Consider the following 21,293-nt stretch of genomic DNA (forward strand, 5'->3'; position numbering starts at 1 on the left):
AGCCCGCAATGCGGCAGCCCGATGCTCGCACCGCAAGCGAACACTGCGTCGTTTACACAGGATTGGCATATACTTGGCCGAAATAAAGCCTTGCCGATGGCCGAATCCTTAGCGTTGTAGTACTAGCTAGATCGAACTCGGACATATGACCATCCTGTCTTGCCGGGATGCCCTTGAAGCCGGGTCCCAGGTCTAATATCGGTGCGGAATCGGCCGGGCTTAGGGCGGAGCCACGAGAATTGGCTTGGGGAGGCGGTTATAGGGACGAACGGCGAGTGGTGGCGAGGGGATGGAAGACGCGCAGGTTGGCGGGGGCGGTTGCGGCTATCGGACCTGGCCTCGCCTTGACACCGTACCCTGCGAACTTAGAATCCACCGGCATGATCACCAGCCGTTCAGCATGGGCGTTATGTCTGGGGCTGTTGTCCTGTGCGGGTCTGACGGCTTGCCGATCGACCGGTCCGGACCACATGCCTCGCGAACCGGAGCGAGTCCAGATGCTCGCGCTGATGCTGCCCTCGGAGATCAGGATTCAGCCCTTCACGCGGATCAAGAGCTTCAACGAGGATGAGATTCCGGATGGCATTCTGGCGGTTGTCCGCCCGATTGACCAGTTCAAGGACCCGGTCAAGGCCGTCGGGCTGTTCTACTTCGAGTTGTGGAGCTACCGCGACGGCTCCAACGACCGGAAGGGTGAGCGACTGGAGTTCTGGGAGAAGACGCTGGGCAGTGCCGAGGACGTCAGGCAGTACTGGACGCGAGCCCAGATGTATGAGTTCCAGCTCGCCTGGACGCAAGGTGCGGGTGTGATCAAGCCGGATCAGAAGTACCTGTTCACGATCACTTATCGCACGCCGTGGGACACGACCATGCAGGACGAGCATATTCTCCAGTTCCACCAGGGTGGGGATGCCGCTGTGGAGCGGGTAGTCAAGCCTGGGAAGGAAGCCAAGTAGCCGTCCACAGCCCGGGCCTTGCGTGTCAAGGAGAGAAGATTATGAAGCCCGCCAGCCTTGGTGCTCTGTTTATTTCCGCGGTGAGCCTGTTGCTGCTGGGATGCGCCGAGAAGCTGACCTATCCGCGATGGGAGACGATCCATGACGGGATGAGCCCGGAGGCGGTCGAAGCGACGCTTGGGGTGCCTTGGCACAAGACGGATAAGATGTGGCTCTACTCCGATGACGAGAGGGGCATCTACGCTCACATCTACTTTGACGGCGACAAGGTCATCAGCAAGAAGTGGACGAGCCCTGAGGAAGGCATCAAGGGTAAGAGCCCGAACGTGAACAAGCCCGGCGAGGCCGAGGAAGTCAAGGTTCAGGAGTTGGATATTCAGAAGTAGCCCGGGGGTCTGCCCCGACCGACTGCAATGTTAAGATCCCATCGTCTCTTGACCGTTGACATTGACGGCACCCTGGTTGACTCGCACGGTGAGATTCCGGACCGGAATCGAGCCGCGCTTCACGCCGCTCATGAGGCTGGACTGCGGGTGTGCCTGTGTACCGGTCGTTCGCTGGCCGAGACCCGATCGGTGCTTGACCGGCTGGACCTAGACCTGGATGCAGCCGTCCTGGTGTTTGGGGCGATCGTCTGGGATCTCCGCGAGCATCGGACGCTGTTGCGGTCGCATCTGCCGACGGACACGTCGGCGCGGCTGGTCCGGTTTTTCACCCGGCGGCGTGATCCCATTCTCATGCTGTTTGACGTATCGGAGGGTGGGGTGGACTACCGGCTGGTTCGCGGGGAGGGCAATGTTGAGGCCTATGAGGGCTGGATCCGCCGGAGCCCGGCGGTGACCGAGCGAATCGAGGCCTGGACGCCGGAGATCGGGCAGCCCATTCGCATTGGGGTGATCCAGGAGCCGTCCTGCATTGAGGAGACCATGCAGGCTCTCGGCCGGGAGTTTTCTGCCGAGGAGGTCAAGTACAACGCGATCTACGCTCCGAACTACGGTTTGCACGTGGTGGAGTGTTTCGCGCCGCAGGTCAGCAAATGGCACGGTATCGGCCACCTGCTGCGTTTGTGGGGGATTGCGCCGGCGGAAGTGGTGGCGGTGGGTGACGACATCAACGACGTGGAGATGATCGCCGGGGCCGGGCTAGGTGTAGCCATGGGCAACGCGATCGATGCGGTGCGTGCGGTGGCCAAGTGGCAGGTCCCCACCAACGACGAGTGCGGTATGGCCGTTCTGGTTGATGCGCTCCTCAGCGGCAAGGTGCCCGGCGAGAAGACATGACCAGATTGATATAGATCCTTTAGCCTCTTTAGCACTCCTAACAACGAGAGTGTTTCACCGGTGGCCGAGCCCGCCCCGAGGAAGCGAGCAGGGGATGGCCGCCGGGCACCACTCCCACGATGCGGACCGCCGAGCCGATCGGCGGGAGCGCGGATGCCATGTGGGGCTTTGCCCTTCGCGTCCCCCCGGGAAGCGTTTCTTCTCGACCAGCCTATCGACGATGGGCTTGGCGCACAGGCCGGGCACGGCCGCATTGCCGAAGTGCTCGATTCGTCGAACCAGATCTGCGGGCAGGCACGAGAGCAGGTGGGTCCGCTCCTGCTCGAACATCTCGGGCCAGCGGGGATCGTGCGGGATGATGGCCACATCTTCCTTGGCCGCGCGGGCGATCTTCTCTTCGAGTGTCTCCATCTGTTTCTCTGAAGCCCCCATCGACTGCCGGGCATTGACACCCCTCTATCACTCTCATGGCACCTTTCGCGTCTCGCGGTGCCTACGGTGATTCGGCTCGCAGCTCTGGGGCCGCTGCCGAGCCGGCGGAGCGGTGGCGTTGCCGCCGGACCGTGAGCCGGGTAGATTGGTGGCGGCCGGTCCGGGTTCCAGCTGATGACGGAGGTTGCATGTCCAAGAGCATTCGGTACGCATCGATTCTGATCCCAGCGTTGGCCGCGACCGTTGGGCTCGCGAGGCCGGCGGGGGCCGTGGAGGACCGGATCACTGTGGCGTTACAGGCCTTCGATCTCCGGCACGTACGGCTGCTCGACGGGCCGGTCAAGGCGAGCCTGGAGGCGAACCGCAAGTACCTCCGGGAGCTTGATTCCGACCGGCTGTTGTATGTTTTCCGGGTGAACGCCAAGCTAGACGCACCTGGCAAGCCGCTGGGCGGCTGGGAGAAGCCGGACTGCGAGCTCCGCGGGCATTTCGTTGGCCACTATCTGACCGCCTGCGCCCTCATGTATGCGGCGGCCGGGGATGAGGTGCTCAAAGCCAAGGCCGGCGCCATGGTTGCGGAGCTGGCCAAGTGTCAGCAGGCGCTGGGCGGGGAATACCTGTCGGCCTTTCCGGAGGGCTTTTGGGACCGGCTTGAATTGCCGGATCAGAAGCACCCGTGGGCGCCGTACTACACCATCCACAAGATCATGGCCGGCCTCTATGACATGCACGCGCTTTGCGGCAACGAGCAGGCTCTCGAGGTCCTCAAGGGGATGGCCGCCTACTTCAGAAAGCGTATTGACAAGCTGAGCGACGTGCAGTTCGACCGCATTCTGACCGTTGAGTTTGGGGGCATGTCGGAGGTTCTGCACGACCTCTACTCGGTGACCGGCGATGAGCAGCACCTGGCCCTGGCTCATCGCTTTGATCAGGCCTCGTTTCTCGGCCCGCTGGCCCTGGAGCACGACAACCTCAGCCGGATCCACGCCAACACCCAGATTCCCAAGATTTGCGCGGCCGCCCGGCGGCACGAGCTGACCGGCGACGGCCGTTACCGCACGATCGTCGAGTACTTCTGGGATCGGATTGTGAACACCCGCTCCTACGCCACGGGCGGCAGCACCGAAGGTGAGTTTTGGCCTGAGCCGAACAAGCTAGCGAAGCCGCTCACTCAGTCCAACATCGAGACCTGCACGACGTACAACATGCTCAAGGTCAGCCGCTACCTGATCGGCTGGACCGGGGAGGCCAAGTACGCCGACTACTACCAGAAGGCCTGGCTCAACGGCATTCTGGGCACGCAGGACCCGGCGGACGGCATGCTCATCTACTTCACGCCTCTTGCCACCGGTGGTCGAAAAGTATGGGGTACGCCCGACGACTCCTTCTGGTGCTGCTATGGCACGGGCATCGAGTCGTTCGCCAAGCTGGCCGACAGCATCTACTTCCACGACGAGGACGGTCTGTACGTCCATCTGTTTGTGCCATCCGAAGTGAACTGGGAGGAAACGGGGGTGCGGGTGCGGCAGGAGACTCTCTTCCCGGAGAAGCCCGAGACGACGCTGCTTGTTCAGGTGCAATCGCCGATCACCGGCAAGCTTCATGTGCTGGTGCCCTTCTGGGCGACGCAGGGTGTTGAGGTCAAGATCAACGGCCAGCGGGTCGAGGTCGAGGCCAAGCCGGTGACCTACCTGACTCTCGACCAGACCTGGAACGACGGCGACAAGGTCGAGATTCGCATGCCGATGTCGCTGACCGCCTGTCCCATGCCGGACGATCCGGAACTGGTCGGGTTGCTTTACGGGCCGCTGGTGCTGGCTGGCCTGACCGAGGACCCGGACGCGTACTTTCTGGGCGATGCCAAGCACCCGGCCGCCTGGATCGAGCCGATCGAGCCGCGGGCGGGCACGTCGTTGACTTTCCGCACCACTGGCCAGCCGGAGGACATCACCTTCATTCCGCTGAACCAGGTGATCAAGCAGGCGTATGGCGTGTACTTCCCGACGGTCACCAAGGGCAGCCCGCGGCACAGGGTGCTGACGGCCAAGGCCGAGGCCCGGCGGAAGCGAGAGCGGGGCATGGTGGACCGGGTGTATCCCGATGACGACGTCACGGAGCCGACCCACAACCTCAAGGTGGGCAACTCCAAGGCCGGGCCGCACCAGGGCCGTCGTTTCCGCCATGCGGAAGGAGGCGAAGGCTGGTCTTGGGATCTCAAGGTCCTGCCGGATGCCCCGATGGTGCTGGTGTGCGTCTACTGGGGCGACGATGTTGGACCGCGGACCTTCGACATTCTCGTGGGCGACAGGGTCATTGCCACGCAATCGCTGAACAAGGACAAGCCCGGCGAGTTTTTCGACGCGGAATATGCCGTCCCTGAGGATCTGACCAGGGGCAAGGAGGAGATCACGGTGCGCTTCCGCCCGCACGAGAAGAACATCGCTGGTGGTGTGTTTGAATGCATGACGAGGAAGCGGTAAGTGGAGGGGTGCGGGTGAGAAAGCAAAGGACAGCCAAGCCTGTGATCGACTGATGGAGCATGCTCACCTGGCTTTGGACCATCCTGACGGTAGGCTGTGAAGCGGCGGCGGTCGTGGCGATCCTGTCGATTCTTCGCCGGCCGCGTGAGCCGCGTGCGATGCTGGCCTGGATTCTCGCCCTGCTGCTCCTTCCGGGTCTCGGGCTGGTGCTTTTCCTCGCGCTTGGTGAACCCCGGCGTGACTGGCACCGTCTGCGTCGGCGCCGCAGTCGCCGGCGTATCCGAGCCGTGTCGACCGACCCGACGAATCCTCCACAGGCCAAGTACTTCTTCACCCCCGCGGAGGCTCCGGAGGGACTACAACCGCTGGTCAAGCTGACCGACCGATTGGCCGCCTCGTTCCCGATCGGCGGCAACGTGGTGACGCTCTTTCACGATGCGGACGAGACCTATGACCAGCTCGAGGCTGCGATCCGGGGTGCCCGCTCTCACGTTCATCTGGAGTATTACATTTTCCAACCCGACCAGACGGGCCGGCGGTTTGCGGCGTTGCTCATTGAGAAGGCCCGCGAGGGGGTGCACTGCCGGCTGCTGCTTGATTTTGTCGGCTGCTGGCGGCTGTCGGGGCGGTTCATCCGGCCGCTCAAGGACGCCGGCGTCCAGGTTGCCTTCTGCCTGCCGGTGGTTCCCTGGCGAAGCCGATGGCGGGCCAACTTCCGCAATCACCGCAAGATCGTGGTCATCGACGGTCAGATTGGTTTCACTGGCAGCCAGAACATTGGTGACGAGTATCGCGGGCGCAAGCGCCGCAAGTATGGGCCCTGGCGTGACACGCACCTTCGCATTGTGGGCCCGGGGGTTCGCGATCTTCAGGAGGTTTTCGCCCGCGACTGGCACTACACGACCAAGAAGAGCCTCCTTGACGATCGTCACTTTCCTCGGAACGAGGCGGCCGGATCCCACGTTGTCCAGGTTGTCCCTTCCGGGCCGGACCAGCGTGAGGATGTCATGCACCAGCTGCTGTTTGCCGCGGTCAGTGCCGCCCGCGAGTCGATTTCCATCATCACCCCCTACTTCGTTCCTGACCGGGCGATGATTCTCGCCCTGCGGTCGGCGGCCTTCCGCGGCGTCCAGGTTCGGCTGCTGGTTCCGGCCTGCTCGGACCACCGTATCGTCCTATGGGCGGGGAGGAGTTTCTACAACGACCTGATTGGCTCCGGCGTACAGATCTACGAGCATGATCACACCATGCTTCACTCGAAGGTCATGGTGATTGACCGAAGCTGGGCGATGGTGGGATCGGCGAATGTCGATGAGCGCAGTTTTCGCGTGAACTTTGAGTTGACCACGATCCTGTACAGTACCGATCTGGCCGATGACTTGTACCGTGATTTCGAGACGCTTCGCGCCCAATCGCGGCACATCAAGCGCAGGAGCGTGTCGAGCCGTTCAACGGGTGAGAGTCTTCTCCTCGGTCTTGCCCGTCTCGCTTCTCCGCTGCTCTGAGCCGGTGGAGGGCAGTGGCCAGGACAGGCCGTACAGGAGCTGCACCGCCTTGCTCAATTCGCCGGGATTGCCCGCAGTCTGTTCGGCGTCTCGCCTCCCCCGCACCCGGTTTTGGCTGTCATCATGTCCCGGTCTATATCCGGAGGTTGACGGCGAGCCCACGGCCCTCACGACGGCCGCCAGTCTGGCCAGATCCGCGACGGACAGTGTCTCGCGAGGCGGTTCGTTGTCCGCCGATTGCGGATCGGTCAAGGCCTGCATGACCTTGCTGAGCAGAAGCATCTGCCCGCCGTCGGTGATCTGGCGACGATACTCGGCGGGCAGGCAGCCCAGCATGGCGGCCGTCAGCTGTGATGCCACCACTGGTCGCAGGCAGCGTTCGAGTTGGCGGGCGTATCGTTTCAAGGCGGCCGCGGACACGCCGTACCGTTCGGTCAGCTTCAGTCGTCTGGCCATAGCCTCCTCGGTCGCACAGCCTTTTGGCCGTGACAGAATCAGCCGATCCAGCCGGCAGCGGACCCTGATCGGCACTTTCCGATGCACGGCCGATCGGGCGAGGGCTGGTGTCACGGAGATCGTCTTCATGGTCGGCTGAGCCTCCACTTTACAGAACACGTCCGATGTCCCGGTGTGGGTGGAGATGCGATTGGCCAGTGGTCTCACGACGGCGAGGGGCGACTGGGCGTCCTTTCAGGCCGTTGCCGCCGGGACTATAGCTCCCTGATTCTGTTGGAACGGCGCGCATGGCCGGCCGATTCTCCTGGGTTTCTGGGGTCTTCTCCGGGCATTTCTCGCGTTGCGTTTTCTCCCCGCGGCCAAGATACTGTGCAGAGCCAAAGGGATGGAGTCCGGAGATGCCGTCTGCCGCGACAGGAGAGACTCTGATGAAGCGCATGGTGACGTTGTGGATTGTGAGCGTTGTGCTGGCCGCGGCCTGGGCGGCGTTGAGCAGTGCTGGCATGGCCGAGCCGCCGGCCAGCGCGAAGGCGTTCGACTTTGAAGAGGCGTCTCGTGATGTGCCCAAGCCGCGGGAGCTGTACCCGTTGGTCAAGCAGGACATGGTCGCGATGGACCTGCAGATCCTCTCGGACGAGGTTATGCCCAGCGACAGTGATCCGTCGAGGAGGCTCCGCAAGATCACGGGCCGCTTCAACAGCATCGAGATGGAGGACAAGAAGTGGAGTCACCCATTCACGCTCTTCACGCCCGCGGACAACACGGTGAATGAGGCGCCCGAGCGCAAGGGGAGGGTTGTGATCGTCACGTCGCCGGGTTGGGTCTCGTATCCCGGGCACGTCGAAATGTACGGCGAGCCGATCGTCACTCGAACCGGCTATCCGACCATGGTTGTCTTGAGTCCGGGCGTTTACGCCGACGGTCGCGACATCGAGGCGGACATCGCCGTGCTATCACGGATGCGGCAGAAGACGGGCAAGAACTACTACAACATGAACTGCCAGCTGGGATTGGTTTACATCCAGGCGATGAACGTTCTCGAGAAGGTGCTGAATCTCGACACGGTGAAGGCGGTCATTGGCGGTCACTCCAAGCGGGGGCGCAGTGCGACGGTCACTGCGGCCATGGACGGGCGGGTCGCCGGGGTGGTGATCATGGGCAACGAGGGCGTCTACCGCACCGACCGGCTCGAGCCGCACCTGAGTTTCCATCACGCCTTTTTCCAGGAACAGGTCAACGTACCGGTGCTTTACATCGGGGCGACGAACGAAGGCGGCTACAAGATGTTCAACGTCAACATCATGCAGGAGCGGCTGCAGCGGCCGATGACCATCGAGCTGATTCCGAACTACCATCACTACAACTTCGAGGAGAAGCAGTACATTGACTTCATGATGTGGGTCAGCCATGTGTTCGACGGCCGGGCGATCACCCGGATCACCGAGTACGAGCATGAGCGTCGCAGCGGGGTCAATGTCTACCGGGCCAAGATCGAGAGTCAGGCGAAGATTCGGCTGGTGCGTGTCTGGTATGTCTATGCGACGAACGCCACATGGAGAGACCTGATGTGGTATGACTGGCTGATGGAGAACCGGGGCGAGTACTATGAAGCCCGGGTGCCCGGGGCCATGCCCGATGCCTTCATGATCGAGGTAGCAGACACGGCACAGGGCATTCCGGGCTACGTGACGAGCCTGCCGCGGAAGCTGACGGATGCGCCGGTCGTCGAGCGCGATCCGAACAAAGCCGGGTGGATGGGTCCGCCGGACAGGCAAGAGGGGAACGGGAGATGATGAGGGGCGATACGGAGCGGCGTGGCGGCACGCGCGGCTCGTCGACCGCGAGGTCAGCCTTGTCGTATCTGCCGCGTAGACAGCAGCAGCCCGTCTCGGTTGTCGCGGCGACGGCAGCGCGATAGGCTGAGCACGGTCTTGTAGGCATCCCTCCACGGTCATGAGAAGGAGGCAAAGCAATGCACAATCCCTTGCCGCGTTTTGACGCCGAGGCGTCGGCCGTCAGTCGTCGCCGTTTTCTTGCCACCGCGTCGTACGGAGCCCTGGCCGCGCTGGGCGTTGAGCGGATTGGTCTCGGGCCGGCGGGGACGGCGATTGCCGCACTGACCTCGGCGCCGGCTTCCGCAGCGGCGTCCTCGTCCCGGGGGCGGTTCAAGTACATCGGCTGGCAGGTAGGCGTCACCTATCAGGCGAAGGCACCCGGCGGGCTGACCCGCGACGAGATGATGCGTCTGGTGGACGACATGGTCCGTTATCGCATGAACCTGCTGAGCCTGCAGATGATCAGTTACACCTACTTCGACCCCCATCACGACGGCTACTGCTGGCCGGTGAAGAACCCCAAGCTGAGGCACCTATGGGATTCCACCGCGATCAACAGCCGGCCGGAAACGGAGTATGTTCGCGAGGTGATCGAGGCGGCGGCCCAGCGGGGCATTGAGGTGCAGATGATCATGAACTGGGGCATCTGGAATCCCGACAAGCTCCGCCGGGGCTATCCGGACGCCGCCCACTACGAGAAGCGTCCCCAAGCCGGCCAGCCGCCGTCCAAACCGAGCTGGACTTTCTGCCCGGACGCGCCGGGCTCGTGGCAGGCGGGTCTTGACGAGATCGCCGACCTGCTGGGCTACTACTCCCATCCCAACTTGACCAGCTACGTCTTCGAACACTTGGCGTCCTGTGACTGCTTCTGCCCCCACACGCAGAGGCAGTATCAGGCCGACACGGGTAAGCTCCTGTTGGAGGCAACGGAGGACGATCGCTATGCCTGGGCCAAGCGGCACATTGGCGGGCTGTTGAAGAAGTACGTGGAGCACATTCGCCATATCCGGCCCAAGATGGGCGTGTGGCTGCACACCTCGTGTGCGAAGGACTGGGGGCACGATCCGAAGATGCTGCCGGGCTGCGGCTTTGACTACCTGCTGCCGCACACGTTTCATTTTCCCATTGCCAAGGAGAGGTTCTATGAGAAACTGCGTTCCCTGGAGCCGAACCGCTGCGTGCTGCACTTCTCCGCCCGGGACGTTCGCCCCACCAACTATCGACTATGGATTCAGACACCGGAGAGCATTGCCGAGCGGACCGGCTGGGTGCTTGATTATCCGGGGAAGAACATTGCGGGGGTGCTTTTCTACAATCCGAACGCGATGTCGCCGCGGAACATCCAAGCGGTCTATGAACAGACCAAGCGGTTCGACGGGTGAGTTGCAGGTCGTCCTGATGGTCTTGGCCGTGGCGTGGCTGGTACCGGCCGGCCCGGGCATGGCCGCTACGGCAACACAACCGGCCTCGGCTCCGTTCAACTTTGAGGAAGCCAGCCGCAACGTGCCCAAGCCGCGGGAGCTCTATCCGCTGGTCATGCGGGACATGGTTGCGATGGACCTGAGCATTGTCTCCGACGAAATCGTCGCGAGCGACACCGAACCCAAGAAGAGACTGCGCAAGATCACCGGCCGTTTCCACAGCCTCGAACTGGAGAACCAGAAGTGGTTTCACTCATTCGTCATTTTCACGCCAGCCGATGACTCACTTTCTGAAGGGAATCAGCGGCGTGCCAAGGCGGTCATTGTTGCGGGGCCCTGCGCGGTTGCCCACCCGGCGCACGTCAGTCTGTACGGCGAACCGATCGCCGCGCGGACCGGTTATCCGACCATGATCATGGCGGGGCTGGGTGTCTACGCCGAGGGCGGTGAAAGGGAAGTAGACATTGCGGTGCTGGAGAGGATGCGGAAGAAGACGGGCAAGGACTACTACAACATGAACTGCCAGCTGGCCCTGGTCTACATGCGGGCGATGGACGTGCTCGAGAAGACGCTGGGGTTTGACGCGGTGAAGACCGTCATCGGCGGCCACTCCAAGTGGGGACGCAGCGCCACGGTCGCGGCGGCCATGGATTCGCGGGTTGCCGGGGTGGTGATCATGGGCAACGAGAGTGTCTACCGCACCGATCAGATTCAGTGGCACCTGAGCTTTCATCACGCCTTCTTCCAGGAGCAGGTTGACGTACCGGTGCTTTACATCGGGGCGACGAACGAAGGCGGCTACAAGATGTTCAACGTCAACCTCATGCAAGAGCGGCTGAAGCGGCCGATGACCATCGAGCTGATCCCCAACTACCATCACTCGAACTTCGACGAGAAGCAGTACCTTGACTTCATGATGTGGGTTAGCCACGTGTTCGACGGCCGGCCGATCACGCGGATCACTGAGCCCCGGCACGAGCGCCGCGATCGAGTCAATGTTTATCAGGCGAAGATCGAGAGCGAGGCGAAGATCCGGCTGGTCCGTGCCTGGTACGTTTACGCGACCAACGCGACCTGGAGTGACCTGATGTGGTACGATTGGCTCATGGAGAAGCGCGGCGACCACTACGAAGCCAGGGTCCCGGGGGCCATGCCTGACGCTTTCCTGATCGAGGTAGCCGACACGGCCCGAGGCATTCCGGGCTACGTCACCAGTCTTCCGCAGAAGCTAACGGACGCTCCGGTCATTGAACGGGACCCGAACAAAGCCGGGTGGATGGGTCCGCCGGACAGGCAGAAGGAGAGCCGGTGATGGTGGCCCCAGCGGGTCACAGATTCAGGGAGGCGCACTTGGCGAGTTCGACGGGGTTGCTGTGCAGGGGGCTCTCGGTATGGCCCTCGAATGCGGCATCGATGGCGGCGATGATGGCCTCGGCGCTGAGCAGTTCGGGGAGGACAACGTAGTCGGCTCCCAGCTCGTAAAGTCTGGTTGCCTGCTCGATGGAAGTCGCGGTCACGATAATCTTGGCCTGGGGGTTGACTCGGCGCAGCATCTTCAGCAGGTGGGCGTTGTCGATTCCGCGGAGGAAATCGTCGGAGATGGGAACCACCAGGGCTTTGGCGTTTTCCACCCCGCCGTGTTCCAGCGTATCCAGGTGGCTGATATCGCCATAGGTGAAGGGCACGCCCAGGGCATTGAGCTGATCGCGGAGGCGGGGATTGAAGTCGATCACGGCCACGGGCAGATCGCGATTGCGCAGTTTGTGGACGAGGAATGCGCCGGTGCGAAAGCAACCCACCAGCATGACGGCGTTGTCGCCCTCCGGGCTCGTCGGCACCGAATCGGAGGGTGTGCGGCGAGCCCACCCGCGCTTGCTCATCCACCGCATGGTGTGGAGGGCGATGGGATGGCTGAACTGCAGCAGATAGGTGGACAGTGTTGAGGTGACCAGCAGGAGGATGATCACCAGCGACACCGAATCTGAAGCGATGTGCCGGTACTGTGTAGCCCCGAGCAGCACCACGACCAGGCCGAATTCGCCGGTCTGGGACAGATGGATGGCGCTCAAGATTCCGACGCGGTCGTCGTAACCCACGATGCGGACTGCGGGCCAGACGGTCAGTACCCGGCTGGCGATGACCATGAGGACGATTGCCGCCGCCAAGGCGGCTTGCCCGCCGGCGGGGATCTCCAGGAGCATACCCAGGGACACGAAGAAGAGGGTAACGAAGAAATCGCGCAACGAACGGACCTTGGCCACCACGTCGATCGTGTAGGGGTACTGAGCGATGCTGACTCCCGCGATGAGGGCTCCCATCGCCTCGGAGAAACCAAGCAGGATGGCGGCATAACAGACCATGAAACACCAGCTAATCGCGCTGAGGAGCAGGACTTCCGGCGTCTTGGCCACCCATTTGAACAGCAGGGGCAGGACGAAGCGGCTGATCGCGATTGCCCCTACCAGCAACACCAGCCCTTTGAGCATGGCCAGTCCCATGACCGCGATGGGCAGGGAACCGGCTTTGCCCAGGCTGGGCTGAATGGCCAGCACGGCGATGGCCAGCACGTCTTGAAGGAGCAGCACGCCCAGCGTCACCCGACCCGGCAGCGTGCCCAGTTCGCTGCGATCGCTGAGCAGCTTGACGGTAATCATCGTGCTGGAGAACGCTCCGGCGATCCCGAGATAGGCGCTCTGCATCGAACCGACGCCCATGAGCCGGCACACGGCGAAGACCAGCACATACGAGCCGACCACCTGTACGGCGGTGATGGCCGCGGCCTTTCGGCCGGTAGCCAGGAGTTGTCGGAGGTCGATTTCCAGGCCGACGATGAACAGGAGGAATGCCAATCCCAATCGGGCGAGCGTCTCGATGGGGGCCGTATCGGCGACCCATCCGAGGCCGAGCTTGGGGCCGATGGCGACGCCTGCGGCGATGTAAGCCAGCAGCAACGGCTGTCGAGCCACGCGGGCGAGGTAGGCCAGCATGGTGGCGGCGACGATGGCCAGGCCGATGGCAATGGCGAGATCTCCGTGACTGGTGGGCGCTGCCCCGGACGAGGAGTCCAACAGGAGGGGGCAGACATGATGCAAGGCGTACCCTGGCATGGGGGGCATGATACCCGTGGGTATTCGGCAGCGTCCAGTTCGCGGACACGATCTGAGGAGGAGACGGAGGCGAGATGGCAGCGGAGTGGCGGGTTTACGGATGGCGGCCGTGGTAGCCGGCATCCGCGTTCTGGAGGATGGCGTCGCGGCGACCAGCCATGTCCATCAGATCCTCGTCCCTGAGGGAGAATGGATGGCGGCCGTTGTCGAAGGTCAGAACGCTGCCGTCGGTATAGAGGACGTTGACGCGTCTAGCCTGATGGTTGGTTCGCCGCCAGGCGGGATCCACGGTCACCACCGAGTTCATGTCCAGGGCCAGGGCCATGGCCCGGCCACCTTTGGTGTTCAGGCCCAGGTTTTCGACTCTGCCGCGCCGGTCGGTCTCGTCGAGTTGGCGATACAGAAACGAGCAATAACCGGGCGCCGGTCGGCGGCCTCGGACCTTAGCCAGTTCCTCCTGCGGGTCGCTGCTGTCGTCGGCCGGACAGTACATGAGTTCGGGGTAAGCCAGGGCGCGATTCATGAGCAGGCCCAGGGCCATGTAGGAGGTTGCGGGATTCTGCGGTCCGGTCCAGATCTGATTCGTGGCCAGGGCCCCATCGTTGGCCTCCAGTGCCATCCCCAGGGCTTTCACATCCGGCCCATGGGGAATGGTCCCCTTGTGTTCCTGGGCATAGGCTTCAATGGCTGCGCCGATCTGGTGCAGGCTGCTCTTGCAGGTCACCATGCGGGTCTGCTCTCGCGCCCGAGTCAGCGAGGGGACCAGGATCGCGATCAGGAGAGCGACGATTCCGACGACCACGAGGAGTTCGATGAGGGTGAAGCCGCACGGTGGGCGAGGAGCGGAGCCGCGTTTGCGAACCGTGGCGAACAGCGAATGGCGCCTGTTTCTCATTTGGTCCCCACCGGCTGGGCGGCCGTGTTATCCAGCATTCGCTGCAGTGCCACCCGAGCGTCGTGTCGTGTCTTGTCGTCCACGGTGATACGGTTGACCACGCGGCCCGCGGCGAGTTCGTCGAGCACCCACAACAGGTGGGGCAGATCGATGCGGTACATGGTCGAACAGAGACATTGGATTCCCGCCAAAGATCGAATGTGCTTGTGCCCGGCGAACCGGCTGGCCATCCGATTCACCAGGTGGATTTCCGTGCCCACTGCCCAGCGCGAGTTTTCCGGGGCCTCGGTCAGCACCTTGATGATGTACTCCGTACTGCCGGCCAGATCCGCCTTCTGAACCACCTCCCATCGGCACTCGGGATGAACCACGATCCTGCAGGCCGGATCGGACCGGCGGATGTCGTCGCACTGTTTCTCGGTGAACAGCTGGTGCACGCTGCAGTATCCCTGCCAGAGGATGAAGCGGGCCGCTCGGATCTGTTCATCGGCGAGCCCACCTTGTTCTTCATCCGGGTTGTACAAGATCATCGTGGACAGGGGGTGGTTCATTGAATACGCCGTGTTCCGACCGAGGTGCTGGTCGGGCAGGAAGAGGGCTTTTTCGCCTTGTTCCAGGGCCCATTGGAGCACCTGGCGAGCGTTGGAACTGGTGCAGCATGCGCCTCCATGCCGGCCGCAGAAGGCCTTGATGCTCGCCGCGCTATTCACGTAGGTGATGGGGATGATCCGGTCGGACGTGGCCGCGGTGAGGCGCTCCCATGCGTCCTCGACCTGTTCAAGCCGAGCCATGTCGGCCATGCTGCAGCCGGCGGACAGGTCGGGCAGGATGACGGCCACATCTGGCTCGGTGAGGATATCGGCGGATTCCGCCATGAAATGCACGCCGCAGAACACCACGTAACGGGCGTTTTTCTGTTGGCCGGCCAGCTGGCTGAGTTTGAGGCTGTCGCCGGTGAAATCGGCGAACCGGATGACCTCATCCTGCTGGTAATGGTGACCCAGGATGACGAGTCGATCGCCGAAGGCTTGCTTGTGGGCGAGGACTTGTCCGGTCATCTCCGCGGTCGACAGGCGGTCGTAGTGGGGCGACAGTGGGGGCTGATGCAGGAACATGATCACCCTCGGTGGCGCGGAGACGCGCCCTCGCTCTGTCCGGGCGCGGAAGACCGCTCCTCCTGCGCCGGGCAATTGACCATTGGGGCCCTCACAGCGGAACCAGGGTCATGCTACCGCTGCGATGGGCAGGCGGCAAGACCATCGCGGCTCCGCCCCTTCGGAATTGACTGGCACGGTCCCGCCTGGCTCGTTGACTGCACGATGCGCAGCGCAGGCAGACCGTCCGGGCCTGCAGCCGCGTTTGGCACTGCTTCCGCCCTGCCGCCGGCGTCGGCCGGTTTGAGCACTGCCCCGGCCGCCCGTGATTCCGCGATGTGCTCTCTGAACGCCTTCCATCGCCGAGCACCGAGATTCTTGTAGTCCCCTTTCTCCGCCAGCACGAAGTCGCTGTCCACGGCCATGACCTCGGTGTAGCGAATCGAGTAGTGCTTGTTGGCGGCCATAGCTGCGGCGTCACCCGGTGCCACGCGTGCCAGCCAGCCATTGGAGAGTGTCCGGTCCTGAGCCAGGACCGTCTCACCGGCCTCTGTCCAGGCGGCCGCATCCATCCGGTCGACGTCCTCCACCCGCCGGGCGTACTCGCTCGACAGGGGGAACCCCGCCCGGGCATTCACCCGCCAGTGGAAGGTGCGTTGCAGTGTCCGGATGTACAGATCCGTCGGCGTGTCGAACTTGAGGCAAGAGGCGCAGAAGTAGTTGTCCATCGCATCCATCTTGCGGTAGTCGATCAGGTTACCCAGTTTGCAGATCGTGTAGCTCTTGGTGCCCGGAAAAGGAAAGAAGATGGCCCAGCGCATGCGGCCGGGGCGGATTCGAGCCATCAAGTCAATGGTTTCTTCCATCATCTCGCGCGTCTCATAGGGCAACCCGAACATCAAGAAGGCGGAGGTGTGCAGCCCGTACTGGTGACACAGATCGAAGGCGTCGGCAATCGCCTGATTGGACATATGCCGTTCGAGGATCTTCCTGCGGAGTGTCTCGCTGCCGCTTTCCACTCCGAACTTGACGATCATGCACGGCGACTCGGAGAGTGCCTTGGCGAGCGGTTCGGTCAGAGTCTGGACGTGGGCGTTGAGAACCAGGGGAACACCCACGCCCGCGTCGGTATAGGCTTTCACGAATTCCATGCAGTAGGACTTGTTCAGGGTGAACAGATCATCATCGAGGATGAAGGTCTCGATGGAGGGGTGCCGCGTCCGCAGTTCCTTGAGTTCACCGATGACACGGGGGACGGGGTAATGCCGCAGATAGCTTCGCCGCGGATGCCCGCCATCGTCCAGGTAGCGATCCGTGACCTCGTGATTGAAGCAGTAGGTGCAGCGATACGGGCAACCGCGGGAAGTCAGCACGCTCTGCCAGCCGTTCTTGCGGCCGAGCATGTGGGGCAGGTCGAAGATCTCGTAGTCCTCCGAGGGCAGGTTGTTCAAGTCGGGGTAAGGGCCGAGGGGATTGTGCTGATATGTGCCATCCGGGAGACGGATGCAGAAGTTGGGCACGTTGCGCAGGTCGGAGCCGGGTGCGGCCAGTCGGTCGAGCAGCTCGGGCAGGGCTTCGTCGCACTCGCCCAGGCCGATGTAGTCCCAGAGGCCGTCTCTCTTGACCTCCTCGGTGCACATGATGGCGTGCACGCCGCCGATGGCGATGGGGAGCGCGGGCAGGGTCTGTCGGACTGCCCGGGCCAGGCGGAGGGCGTACTTGTACTGCTGGGTCATGACGCTGAAGGCCAGGATGTCGGGTTGCCACTCTCGTACCTGCCGGACGATCTGCTCGTCGCCGGGAACGTCGTAGAGGGCCTCGTTGATATTGATCAGGCCGGTGATGTGGCCACGGGCCCTCAGGCATCCCGACAGCACCGCCACCCCGTGATTGAAACCCTCTTCAGCATTGAGGTTAGGGTAAATGAACAGAACCCGCATCGGTCCTCCTCGCGAACACGTCCAAGGCGTCGATAGGGTAAGGACTTGGGCGGGCGAAGTCAAGGTCAACAGCACCTTCAGGGTACTCTAAACGAATTCTTTGCGTCTTTTTACCTCCTAAAACCTCCGACCTTACGCTCCCTCGGGTTTTGGCGTTTGTCGAGCCACGTCTGGGGTCTTGTTGCGGGGCGTGGATGGCCGGGCTTTTCGGCGGGTTTGCACCTCGTCGGCGGACGCGTATAGTCTTGCGACCGGGTGGACCGCCCGATCGACGTGATGGAGCCTCGCTCGTGACGATGACTCGCCTACCTGTCGCGATGACCTCCGCCATGGTGGTTGCGGCCGTATCGTTGGCCTTGATGGTCATCTGCTGGAATCTCGGCTGGCCGGACCCTATCCGGCTGGTGTCGGTGGTGCACTGTTCAGCGGTGCTGTGTCTGACCTGGAGTGCGGCCGGGCTGATGCTCCGGGCGCGGGGTGGTGAGGTGGGTCCCCGCCCGCTGGTCCGGGATCTTCAGGCGGTTCTCCAGATGGCCTCGATTGTGACCGGCCTGTTTGCGGTGGTGGTGATGGTGTACGCCGCGACGACGGAGGTTCTGATTCGCACGCCGTATTTGAGCGGGTATGAATCTCCGTGGCAGGTGATGGTCTGGCCGACCGGCTTTCTCGATCTGGCCTTTCTGGCCGGGGCGGTCATTCTGGCCTGGGCTCGGACGCGTGAGCCGCAACTTGTGACCCTGTGTTTTTGGGTTCTGGTTCTCGCGGGGCTATGGTTGTCGCTGCAGGTCAATCCGCTGGCGTATGTGTCGACGGAACGAGGATGGTCTTACCTCGAGACCACGCGTTGGGCAGTACCGTTCATCATCTTCAGTGCGGCGGTGATGGTGGCATTCGCATTGGGCGAGGGCTATCGCCATCATCATCGAAGGGTACGGGCCTGGCCGCACGCCCTGCAGAACCTGACTGCTGAGCGTGCTCCCTGGCCGGGTTTCCACTACAGTTTCGGGATCGTATCGGTTGTGCTGATGCTTGGAGCGTGCATCCACATTCTGTCGCCGTGGGCGGCGATGAGCGCTTTTGCGGCCGGCGGGGCGGCCCTGGCGCTTGCCGGGCGGCGTTGGGATGAGAATCTTGCGGACGTGGGATTTGGACTCATGACTTTGGGTATTGTCTCGTTGTGCCTCGTTTGGCTTCCGGTTCCGCGTCGTCCCTCGGCGGGCCATTTCGCGTCCATTTTCGCTGTGGCCGTCGTCGGGCTAGCGATCTCGACGGCGTTCTGGCACTGGCTGGCCAGGGTGTGGGACCAGCAGCTCGATCACGGGCGGGCGTGGACAACGGCCGGGCGACTCATTCCCAGTGCCCGCCGGGTAGGTTTTCTGGCCGGTGCGATTGGGGTCACGGTATCTGCGGAGCTGGCCTTCTGGCCGAAGTTGCCGGCGGTGACCGGTTTGGATCATCCCAGCATCTGGGGCTGGGTTTGGGGGCTGGGTGCTCAAGTCCTGCTGGCCCTGGGTTTGTGGGCTTCGGCCTGGATCACCCACAAGACGACGCTTGGCTGGCTGCTCCTGTTCAGTGTTGCGGCCATGGGAGCCTTCGTGCTGGTGCGTGCCGGCGACTCGCTGATCGCTCGGGCGTGGGTTCTCTACTGGCCGTTGATCGTTCCACTGGTGGGTGTAGTGGCCCTGGTTTTGTCGCGGTGGGCTGCGGATACCAAGCGATGGCGATTCATGGTTGAGCCGTTTCTGCTCACTGGATTGATCATCGCCCCGCTGGCCGGTCTGGCGGGCATCTGGCTGGTCGAGCGGCGGGCGCTGGCAAGCTGGCTGCCGGCCGCCGTGTTTGCGGCGCTAACCGGCGCGTACCTGGTGGCGGTGGTGCTCTCACGACTGAAGGGCTGTGTGTTACCTGCCCTGCTTTGTGCTGCTCTCGCCGTGCTATCTGCGGTATTCCGAGGGTGACTGATCCGCGATCCAAGGTGGTCAATTGGACACGGTGTTCAGGCTTCATATCCTGGGTTTTGGGGGGGCCGGGTCCGATGAGACTGGATGAAGGGGACGGCCGCATCCACGCGTTCGACGAAAGGGAGCATCACACCGTTCAGATGGCCTGGGATCAGAGCGGCCCGCTTCTTGGGATGTCCCCCTGGCGCCCCCTGATGGGTTTGACTTTGCGGGCCATTGGTGGTCTGATCGGCGATCATGAACCAGACCAAGCGACTCCAGCGTATCGGCGTACTGACCGGGGGCGGCGACTGTCCGGGACTGAACGCGGTGATCCGAGCGGTGGCCAAGACGGCGATCTACCAGCACGGCCTCGAAGTCTGGGGTATTGAGGACGGCTTCCTGGGGCTGATCCGCAATCGGATGAGGCCGCTGGAAGCCAAGGATGTGTCCAACATTTTGACCCAGGGGGGCACGATTCTGGGCACAAGCAACAAGGCCAATCCAGCCCATTTTGCGACCGGCACGGCCCCCGACGGTTCGCCGGTTTTCGAGGACGTGACCTCGCGAGTCACGGAGCATATTCGCGAGCGGGGGCTTGACGCGATCATTTGCATCGGTGGTGACGGGACGATGACCGGGGCGGCGGACCTAGCCAAGCGCGGCATCCGCTGCGTGGGCGTCCCCAAGACGATCGACAACGATCTGATGGGTACGGAGATCACGTTCGGTTTTCAGACCGCGGTCAACACCGCCACCGAGGCTTTGGATCGGGTGCACACCACCGCCTCCAGCCACCACCGCGTCATGCTGGTCGAGATCATGGGCCGCAACGCCGGCTGGCTGACGCTGCACAGCGGGCTGGCCAGCGGAGCCGACGTGGTTCTGATCCCCGAGATTCCCTACAAACTTGAGGTGGTCTGCGAAGCGTGTGTGCAGCGATCGAAGCGGGGCAAGGCTTTCACCATCATCGCGGTCTCCGAAGGGGCCAAGCCCGAGGGCGGCCAGCAGGTGATCGATCGGGTCATCAAGGACAGTCCCGACCCCATCAGGCTGGGCGGGATCAGCCAGGTTCTGTGCAGTCAGATTGGCGAGCGAACCGGCCTGGAATGCCGGGCGACGATCCTCGGGCATGTTCAGCGTGGCGGGACCCCGGTTCCGCAGGATCGGGTTCTGGGCACGCTCTTTGGGCACAAGGCTCTGGATCTCGCCCTGGCCGGCCGGTTCAACGAGCTGGTGGTGGTGCAGAAAGCGGAGATCGGCAGCGTGTCGATCGAGTCCGCCGCGGGCAAGCAGAGGCTGGTGCCCGTGGACCATCCGTTGATTGCTGCGGCCCGCGGTGTGGGCACGACGTTTGGTGACCAGCAGTGAAGCGGGCCCGATCCTGTGCGGCGTGGGCGTGCCGCCCATAGTCTTCAGGTTCGCAGGCTTCACCCCCGGAGAGCGCAGCCCATGGTCGACCTGACCGATGCCCAGATTGCCGACTTCTTCCGCCGCAGCTACTCGGCTGTGGACGGACTGTGGTTCATGAAGCTCGAAGAGGCTGGAGGATTCGAGCAAGCCCTCGACATCGATGTGCGCGTCTGGCAGATCATGCCCAAGATCCAGGCCCGCAAGATGAAGGAACTCACCGGCCTGGATCGGGGCGTGGGCGCTCTGCACGACTGCCTCACGACCAAGTTTCGCATCGAGGGTTTCGGGTTTACCTCGAACCGGGAGGCGGACGGTTCGGGCTTTACCATTCGCATTGCCCGCTGCCCTTGGTACGACCTGCTGGTCAAGTCGAAACGCGAGCACCTAGCCGGGACTATCGGGACGCGGATCTGCAACGCGGAGTTCAGCACGTGGGCCAGTGAGTTCGGCGAAGGCATCCGCTTCTCGCTCGGCGACCAACTCTGCGGCGCCTGCCAGCAGTGCGTGATGCGGTTCCAGCTCAGCCCCTGGTAAGATGC

Annotated in this window: 17 protein-coding genes; 11 read left to right on the forward strand and 6 right to left on the reverse strand. The window is 63.0% G+C overall.

Features of this window, described 5'->3' with window-relative positions:
• Window positions 1–497 precede the first annotated feature (497 nt).
• From KA354_11580 to KA354_11590, 3 genes are read left to right on the forward strand one after another with little or no spacing between them, the layout of a single operon-like run.
• Window positions 498–956 (forward strand): hypothetical protein, encoded by a 459-nt coding sequence (locus tag KA354_11580; protein ID MBP7935278.1) that lies wholly within the window; start codon window positions 498–500, stop codon window positions 954–956.
• A 41-nt stretch (window positions 957–997) separates the two neighbouring features.
• Entirely contained in the window at window positions 998–1,342 is a 345-nt protein-coding gene (locus KA354_11585; protein ID MBP7935279.1) for a hypothetical protein, read from the forward strand.
• A 48-nt stretch (window positions 1,343–1,390) separates the two neighbouring features.
• Complete coding sequence (locus KA354_11590) at window positions 1,391–2,236, forward strand: HAD-IIB family hydrolase (GenBank protein MBP7935280.1); 846 nt, start codon at window positions 1,391–1,393, stop codon at window positions 2,234–2,236.
• A gap of 54 nt (window positions 2,237–2,290) precedes the next feature.
• Here the strand turns inward: KA354_11590 and KA354_11595 are convergent, their stop codons facing one another.
• Window positions 2,291–2,647 (reverse strand): GrpB family protein, encoded by a 357-nt coding sequence (locus tag KA354_11595; GenBank protein MBP7935281.1) that lies wholly within the window; start codon window positions 2,645–2,647, stop codon window positions 2,291–2,293.
• A 209-nt stretch (window positions 2,648–2,856) separates the two neighbouring features.
• Here KA354_11595 and KA354_11600 point away from each other — a divergent pair, with 209 nt between their 5' ends.
• On the forward strand, window positions 2,857–5,148 hold the full coding sequence (locus tag KA354_11600) for a glycoside hydrolase family 127 protein (protein MBP7935282.1): 2,292 nt from the start codon (window positions 2,857–2,859) through the stop codon (window positions 5,146–5,148).
• Between the two features lie 59 nt (window positions 5,149–5,207).
• Window positions 5,208–6,653, forward strand: a complete 1,446-nt coding sequence (cls, locus tag KA354_11605) for a cardiolipin synthase (protein MBP7935283.1) — start codon at window positions 5,208–5,210, stop codon at window positions 6,651–6,653.
• Here cls and KA354_11610 read toward each other — a convergent pair.
• Window positions 6,597–7,238, reverse strand: coding sequence for a hypothetical protein (locus KA354_11610; GenBank protein MBP7935284.1), 642 nt, complete (start codon window positions 7,236–7,238; stop codon window positions 6,597–6,599). The genes cls and KA354_11610 overlap by 57 nt on opposite strands.
• Before the next feature lie 299 nt (window positions 7,239–7,537).
• On the opposite strand from KA354_11610, the gene KA354_11615 reads away from it, so the two are divergent.
• From KA354_11615 to KA354_11625, 3 genes are all read left to right on the forward strand, one after another.
• On the forward strand, window positions 7,538–8,902 hold the full coding sequence (locus KA354_11615; GenBank protein ID MBP7935285.1) for a hypothetical protein: 1,365 nt from the start codon (window positions 7,538–7,540) through the stop codon (window positions 8,900–8,902).
• A 179-nt stretch (window positions 8,903–9,081) separates the two neighbouring features.
• Window positions 9,082–10,326 (forward strand): hypothetical protein, encoded by a 1,245-nt coding sequence (locus tag KA354_11620; protein ID MBP7935286.1) that lies wholly within the window; start codon window positions 9,082–9,084, stop codon window positions 10,324–10,326.
• Complete coding sequence (locus KA354_11625; GenBank protein ID MBP7935287.1) at window positions 10,298–11,677, forward strand: hypothetical protein; 1,380 nt, start codon at window positions 10,298–10,300, stop codon at window positions 11,675–11,677. Before KA354_11620 ends, KA354_11625 begins: the two co-directional genes overlap by 29 nt.
• 16 nt (window positions 11,678–11,693) lie before the next feature.
• Here KA354_11625 and KA354_11630 read toward each other — a convergent pair whose 3' ends face one another.
• From KA354_11630 to KA354_11645, 4 genes are all read right to left on the reverse strand, one after another.
• Window positions 11,694–13,472: a cation:proton antiporter gene (locus KA354_11630; GenBank protein ID MBP7935288.1), complete on the reverse strand. Its 1,779-nt coding sequence runs from the start codon at window positions 13,470–13,472 to the stop codon at window positions 11,694–11,696.
• A gap of 94 nt (window positions 13,473–13,566) precedes the next feature.
• A complete protein-coding gene (locus KA354_11635; protein MBP7935289.1) occupies window positions 13,567–14,367 on the reverse strand; it encodes a type II secretion system protein in 801 nt (266 codons plus the stop codon).
• Window positions 14,364–15,482 carry a quinolinate synthase NadA gene (gene nadA / locus KA354_11640; protein MBP7935290.1) on the reverse strand — a complete coding sequence of 373 codons (1,119 nt, stop codon included), beginning with the start codon at window positions 15,480–15,482 and terminating at the stop codon, window positions 14,364–14,366. Before nadA ends, KA354_11635 begins: the two co-directional genes overlap by 4 nt.
• A gap of 113 nt (window positions 15,483–15,595) precedes the next feature.
• Window positions 15,596–17,401, reverse strand: coding sequence for a B12-binding domain-containing radical SAM protein (locus KA354_11645; protein MBP7935291.1), 1,806 nt, complete (start codon window positions 17,399–17,401; stop codon window positions 15,596–15,598).
• A 296-nt stretch (window positions 17,402–17,697) separates the two neighbouring features.
• Here KA354_11645 and KA354_11650 point away from each other — a divergent pair, with 296 nt between their 5' ends.
• From KA354_11650 to KA354_11660, 3 genes are all read left to right on the forward strand, one after another.
• Window positions 17,698–19,359, forward strand: a complete 1,662-nt coding sequence (locus tag KA354_11650) for a hypothetical protein (GenBank protein MBP7935292.1) — start codon at window positions 17,698–17,700, stop codon at window positions 19,357–19,359.
• A 240-nt stretch (window positions 19,360–19,599) separates the two neighbouring features.
• Window positions 19,600–20,712 (forward strand): 6-phosphofructokinase, encoded by a 1,113-nt coding sequence (locus tag KA354_11655; GenBank protein MBP7935293.1) that lies wholly within the window; start codon window positions 19,600–19,602, stop codon window positions 20,710–20,712.
• An 81-nt stretch (window positions 20,713–20,793) separates the two neighbouring features.
• Window positions 20,794–21,288 (forward strand): hypothetical protein, encoded by a 495-nt coding sequence (locus KA354_11660; protein ID MBP7935294.1) that lies wholly within the window; start codon window positions 20,794–20,796, stop codon window positions 21,286–21,288.
• The last annotated feature ends 5 nt before the right edge of the window (window positions 21,289–21,293 follow it).

Source organism: Phycisphaerae bacterium, assembly GCA_018003015.1.
In the GTDB taxonomy this organism is placed as follows: domain Bacteria; phylum Planctomycetota; class Phycisphaerae; order UBA1845; family PWPN01; genus JAGNEZ01.

Excerpts from the sequence above, each read along its gene's own strand:
- KA354_11580 (MBP7935278.1), top strand. The coding sequence starts at position 498 with ATGCTCGCGCTGATGCTGCCCTCGGAGATCAGGATTCAGCCCTTCACG.
- KA354_11585 (MBP7935279.1), top strand. The coding sequence starts at position 998 with ATGAAGCCCGCCAGCCTTGGTGCTCTGTTTATTTCCGCGGTGAGCCTG.
- KA354_11595 (MBP7935281.1), bottom strand. The coding sequence starts at position 2,647 with ATGGAGACACTCGAAGAGAAGATCGCCCGCGCGGCCAAGGAAGATGTG.
- KA354_11600 (MBP7935282.1), top strand. The coding sequence starts at position 2,857 with ATGTCCAAGAGCATTCGGTACGCATCGATTCTGATCCCAGCGTTGGCC.
- cls (MBP7935283.1), top strand. The coding sequence starts at position 5,208 with ATGCTCACCTGGCTTTGGACCATCCTGACGGTAGGCTGTGAAGCGGCG.
- KA354_11610 (MBP7935284.1), bottom strand. The coding sequence starts at position 7,238 with ATGAAGACGATCTCCGTGACACCAGCCCTCGCCCGATCGGCCGTGCAT.
- KA354_11615 (MBP7935285.1), top strand. The coding sequence starts at position 7,538 with ATGAAGCGCATGGTGACGTTGTGGATTGTGAGCGTTGTGCTGGCCGCG.
- KA354_11620 (MBP7935286.1), top strand. The coding sequence starts at position 9,082 with ATGCACAATCCCTTGCCGCGTTTTGACGCCGAGGCGTCGGCCGTCAGT.
- KA354_11625 (MBP7935287.1), top strand. The coding sequence starts at position 10,298 with ATGAACAGACCAAGCGGTTCGACGGGTGAGTTGCAGGTCGTCCTGATG.
- KA354_11630 (MBP7935288.1), bottom strand. The coding sequence starts at position 13,472 with ATGCCAGGGTACGCCTTGCATCATGTCTGCCCCCTCCTGTTGGACTCC.
- KA354_11635 (MBP7935289.1), bottom strand. The coding sequence starts at position 14,367 with ATGAGAAACAGGCGCCATTCGCTGTTCGCCACGGTTCGCAAACGCGGC.
- nadA (MBP7935290.1), bottom strand. The coding sequence starts at position 15,482 with ATGTTCCTGCATCAGCCCCCACTGTCGCCCCACTACGACCGCCTGTCG.
- KA354_11645 (MBP7935291.1), bottom strand. The coding sequence starts at position 17,401 with ATGCGGGTTCTGTTCATTTACCCTAACCTCAATGCTGAAGAGGGTTTC.
- KA354_11650 (MBP7935292.1), top strand. The coding sequence starts at position 17,698 with ATGACTCGCCTACCTGTCGCGATGACCTCCGCCATGGTGGTTGCGGCC.
- KA354_11655 (MBP7935293.1), top strand. The coding sequence starts at position 19,600 with ATGAACCAGACCAAGCGACTCCAGCGTATCGGCGTACTGACCGGGGGC.
- KA354_11660 (MBP7935294.1), top strand. The coding sequence starts at position 20,794 with ATGGTCGACCTGACCGATGCCCAGATTGCCGACTTCTTCCGCCGCAGC.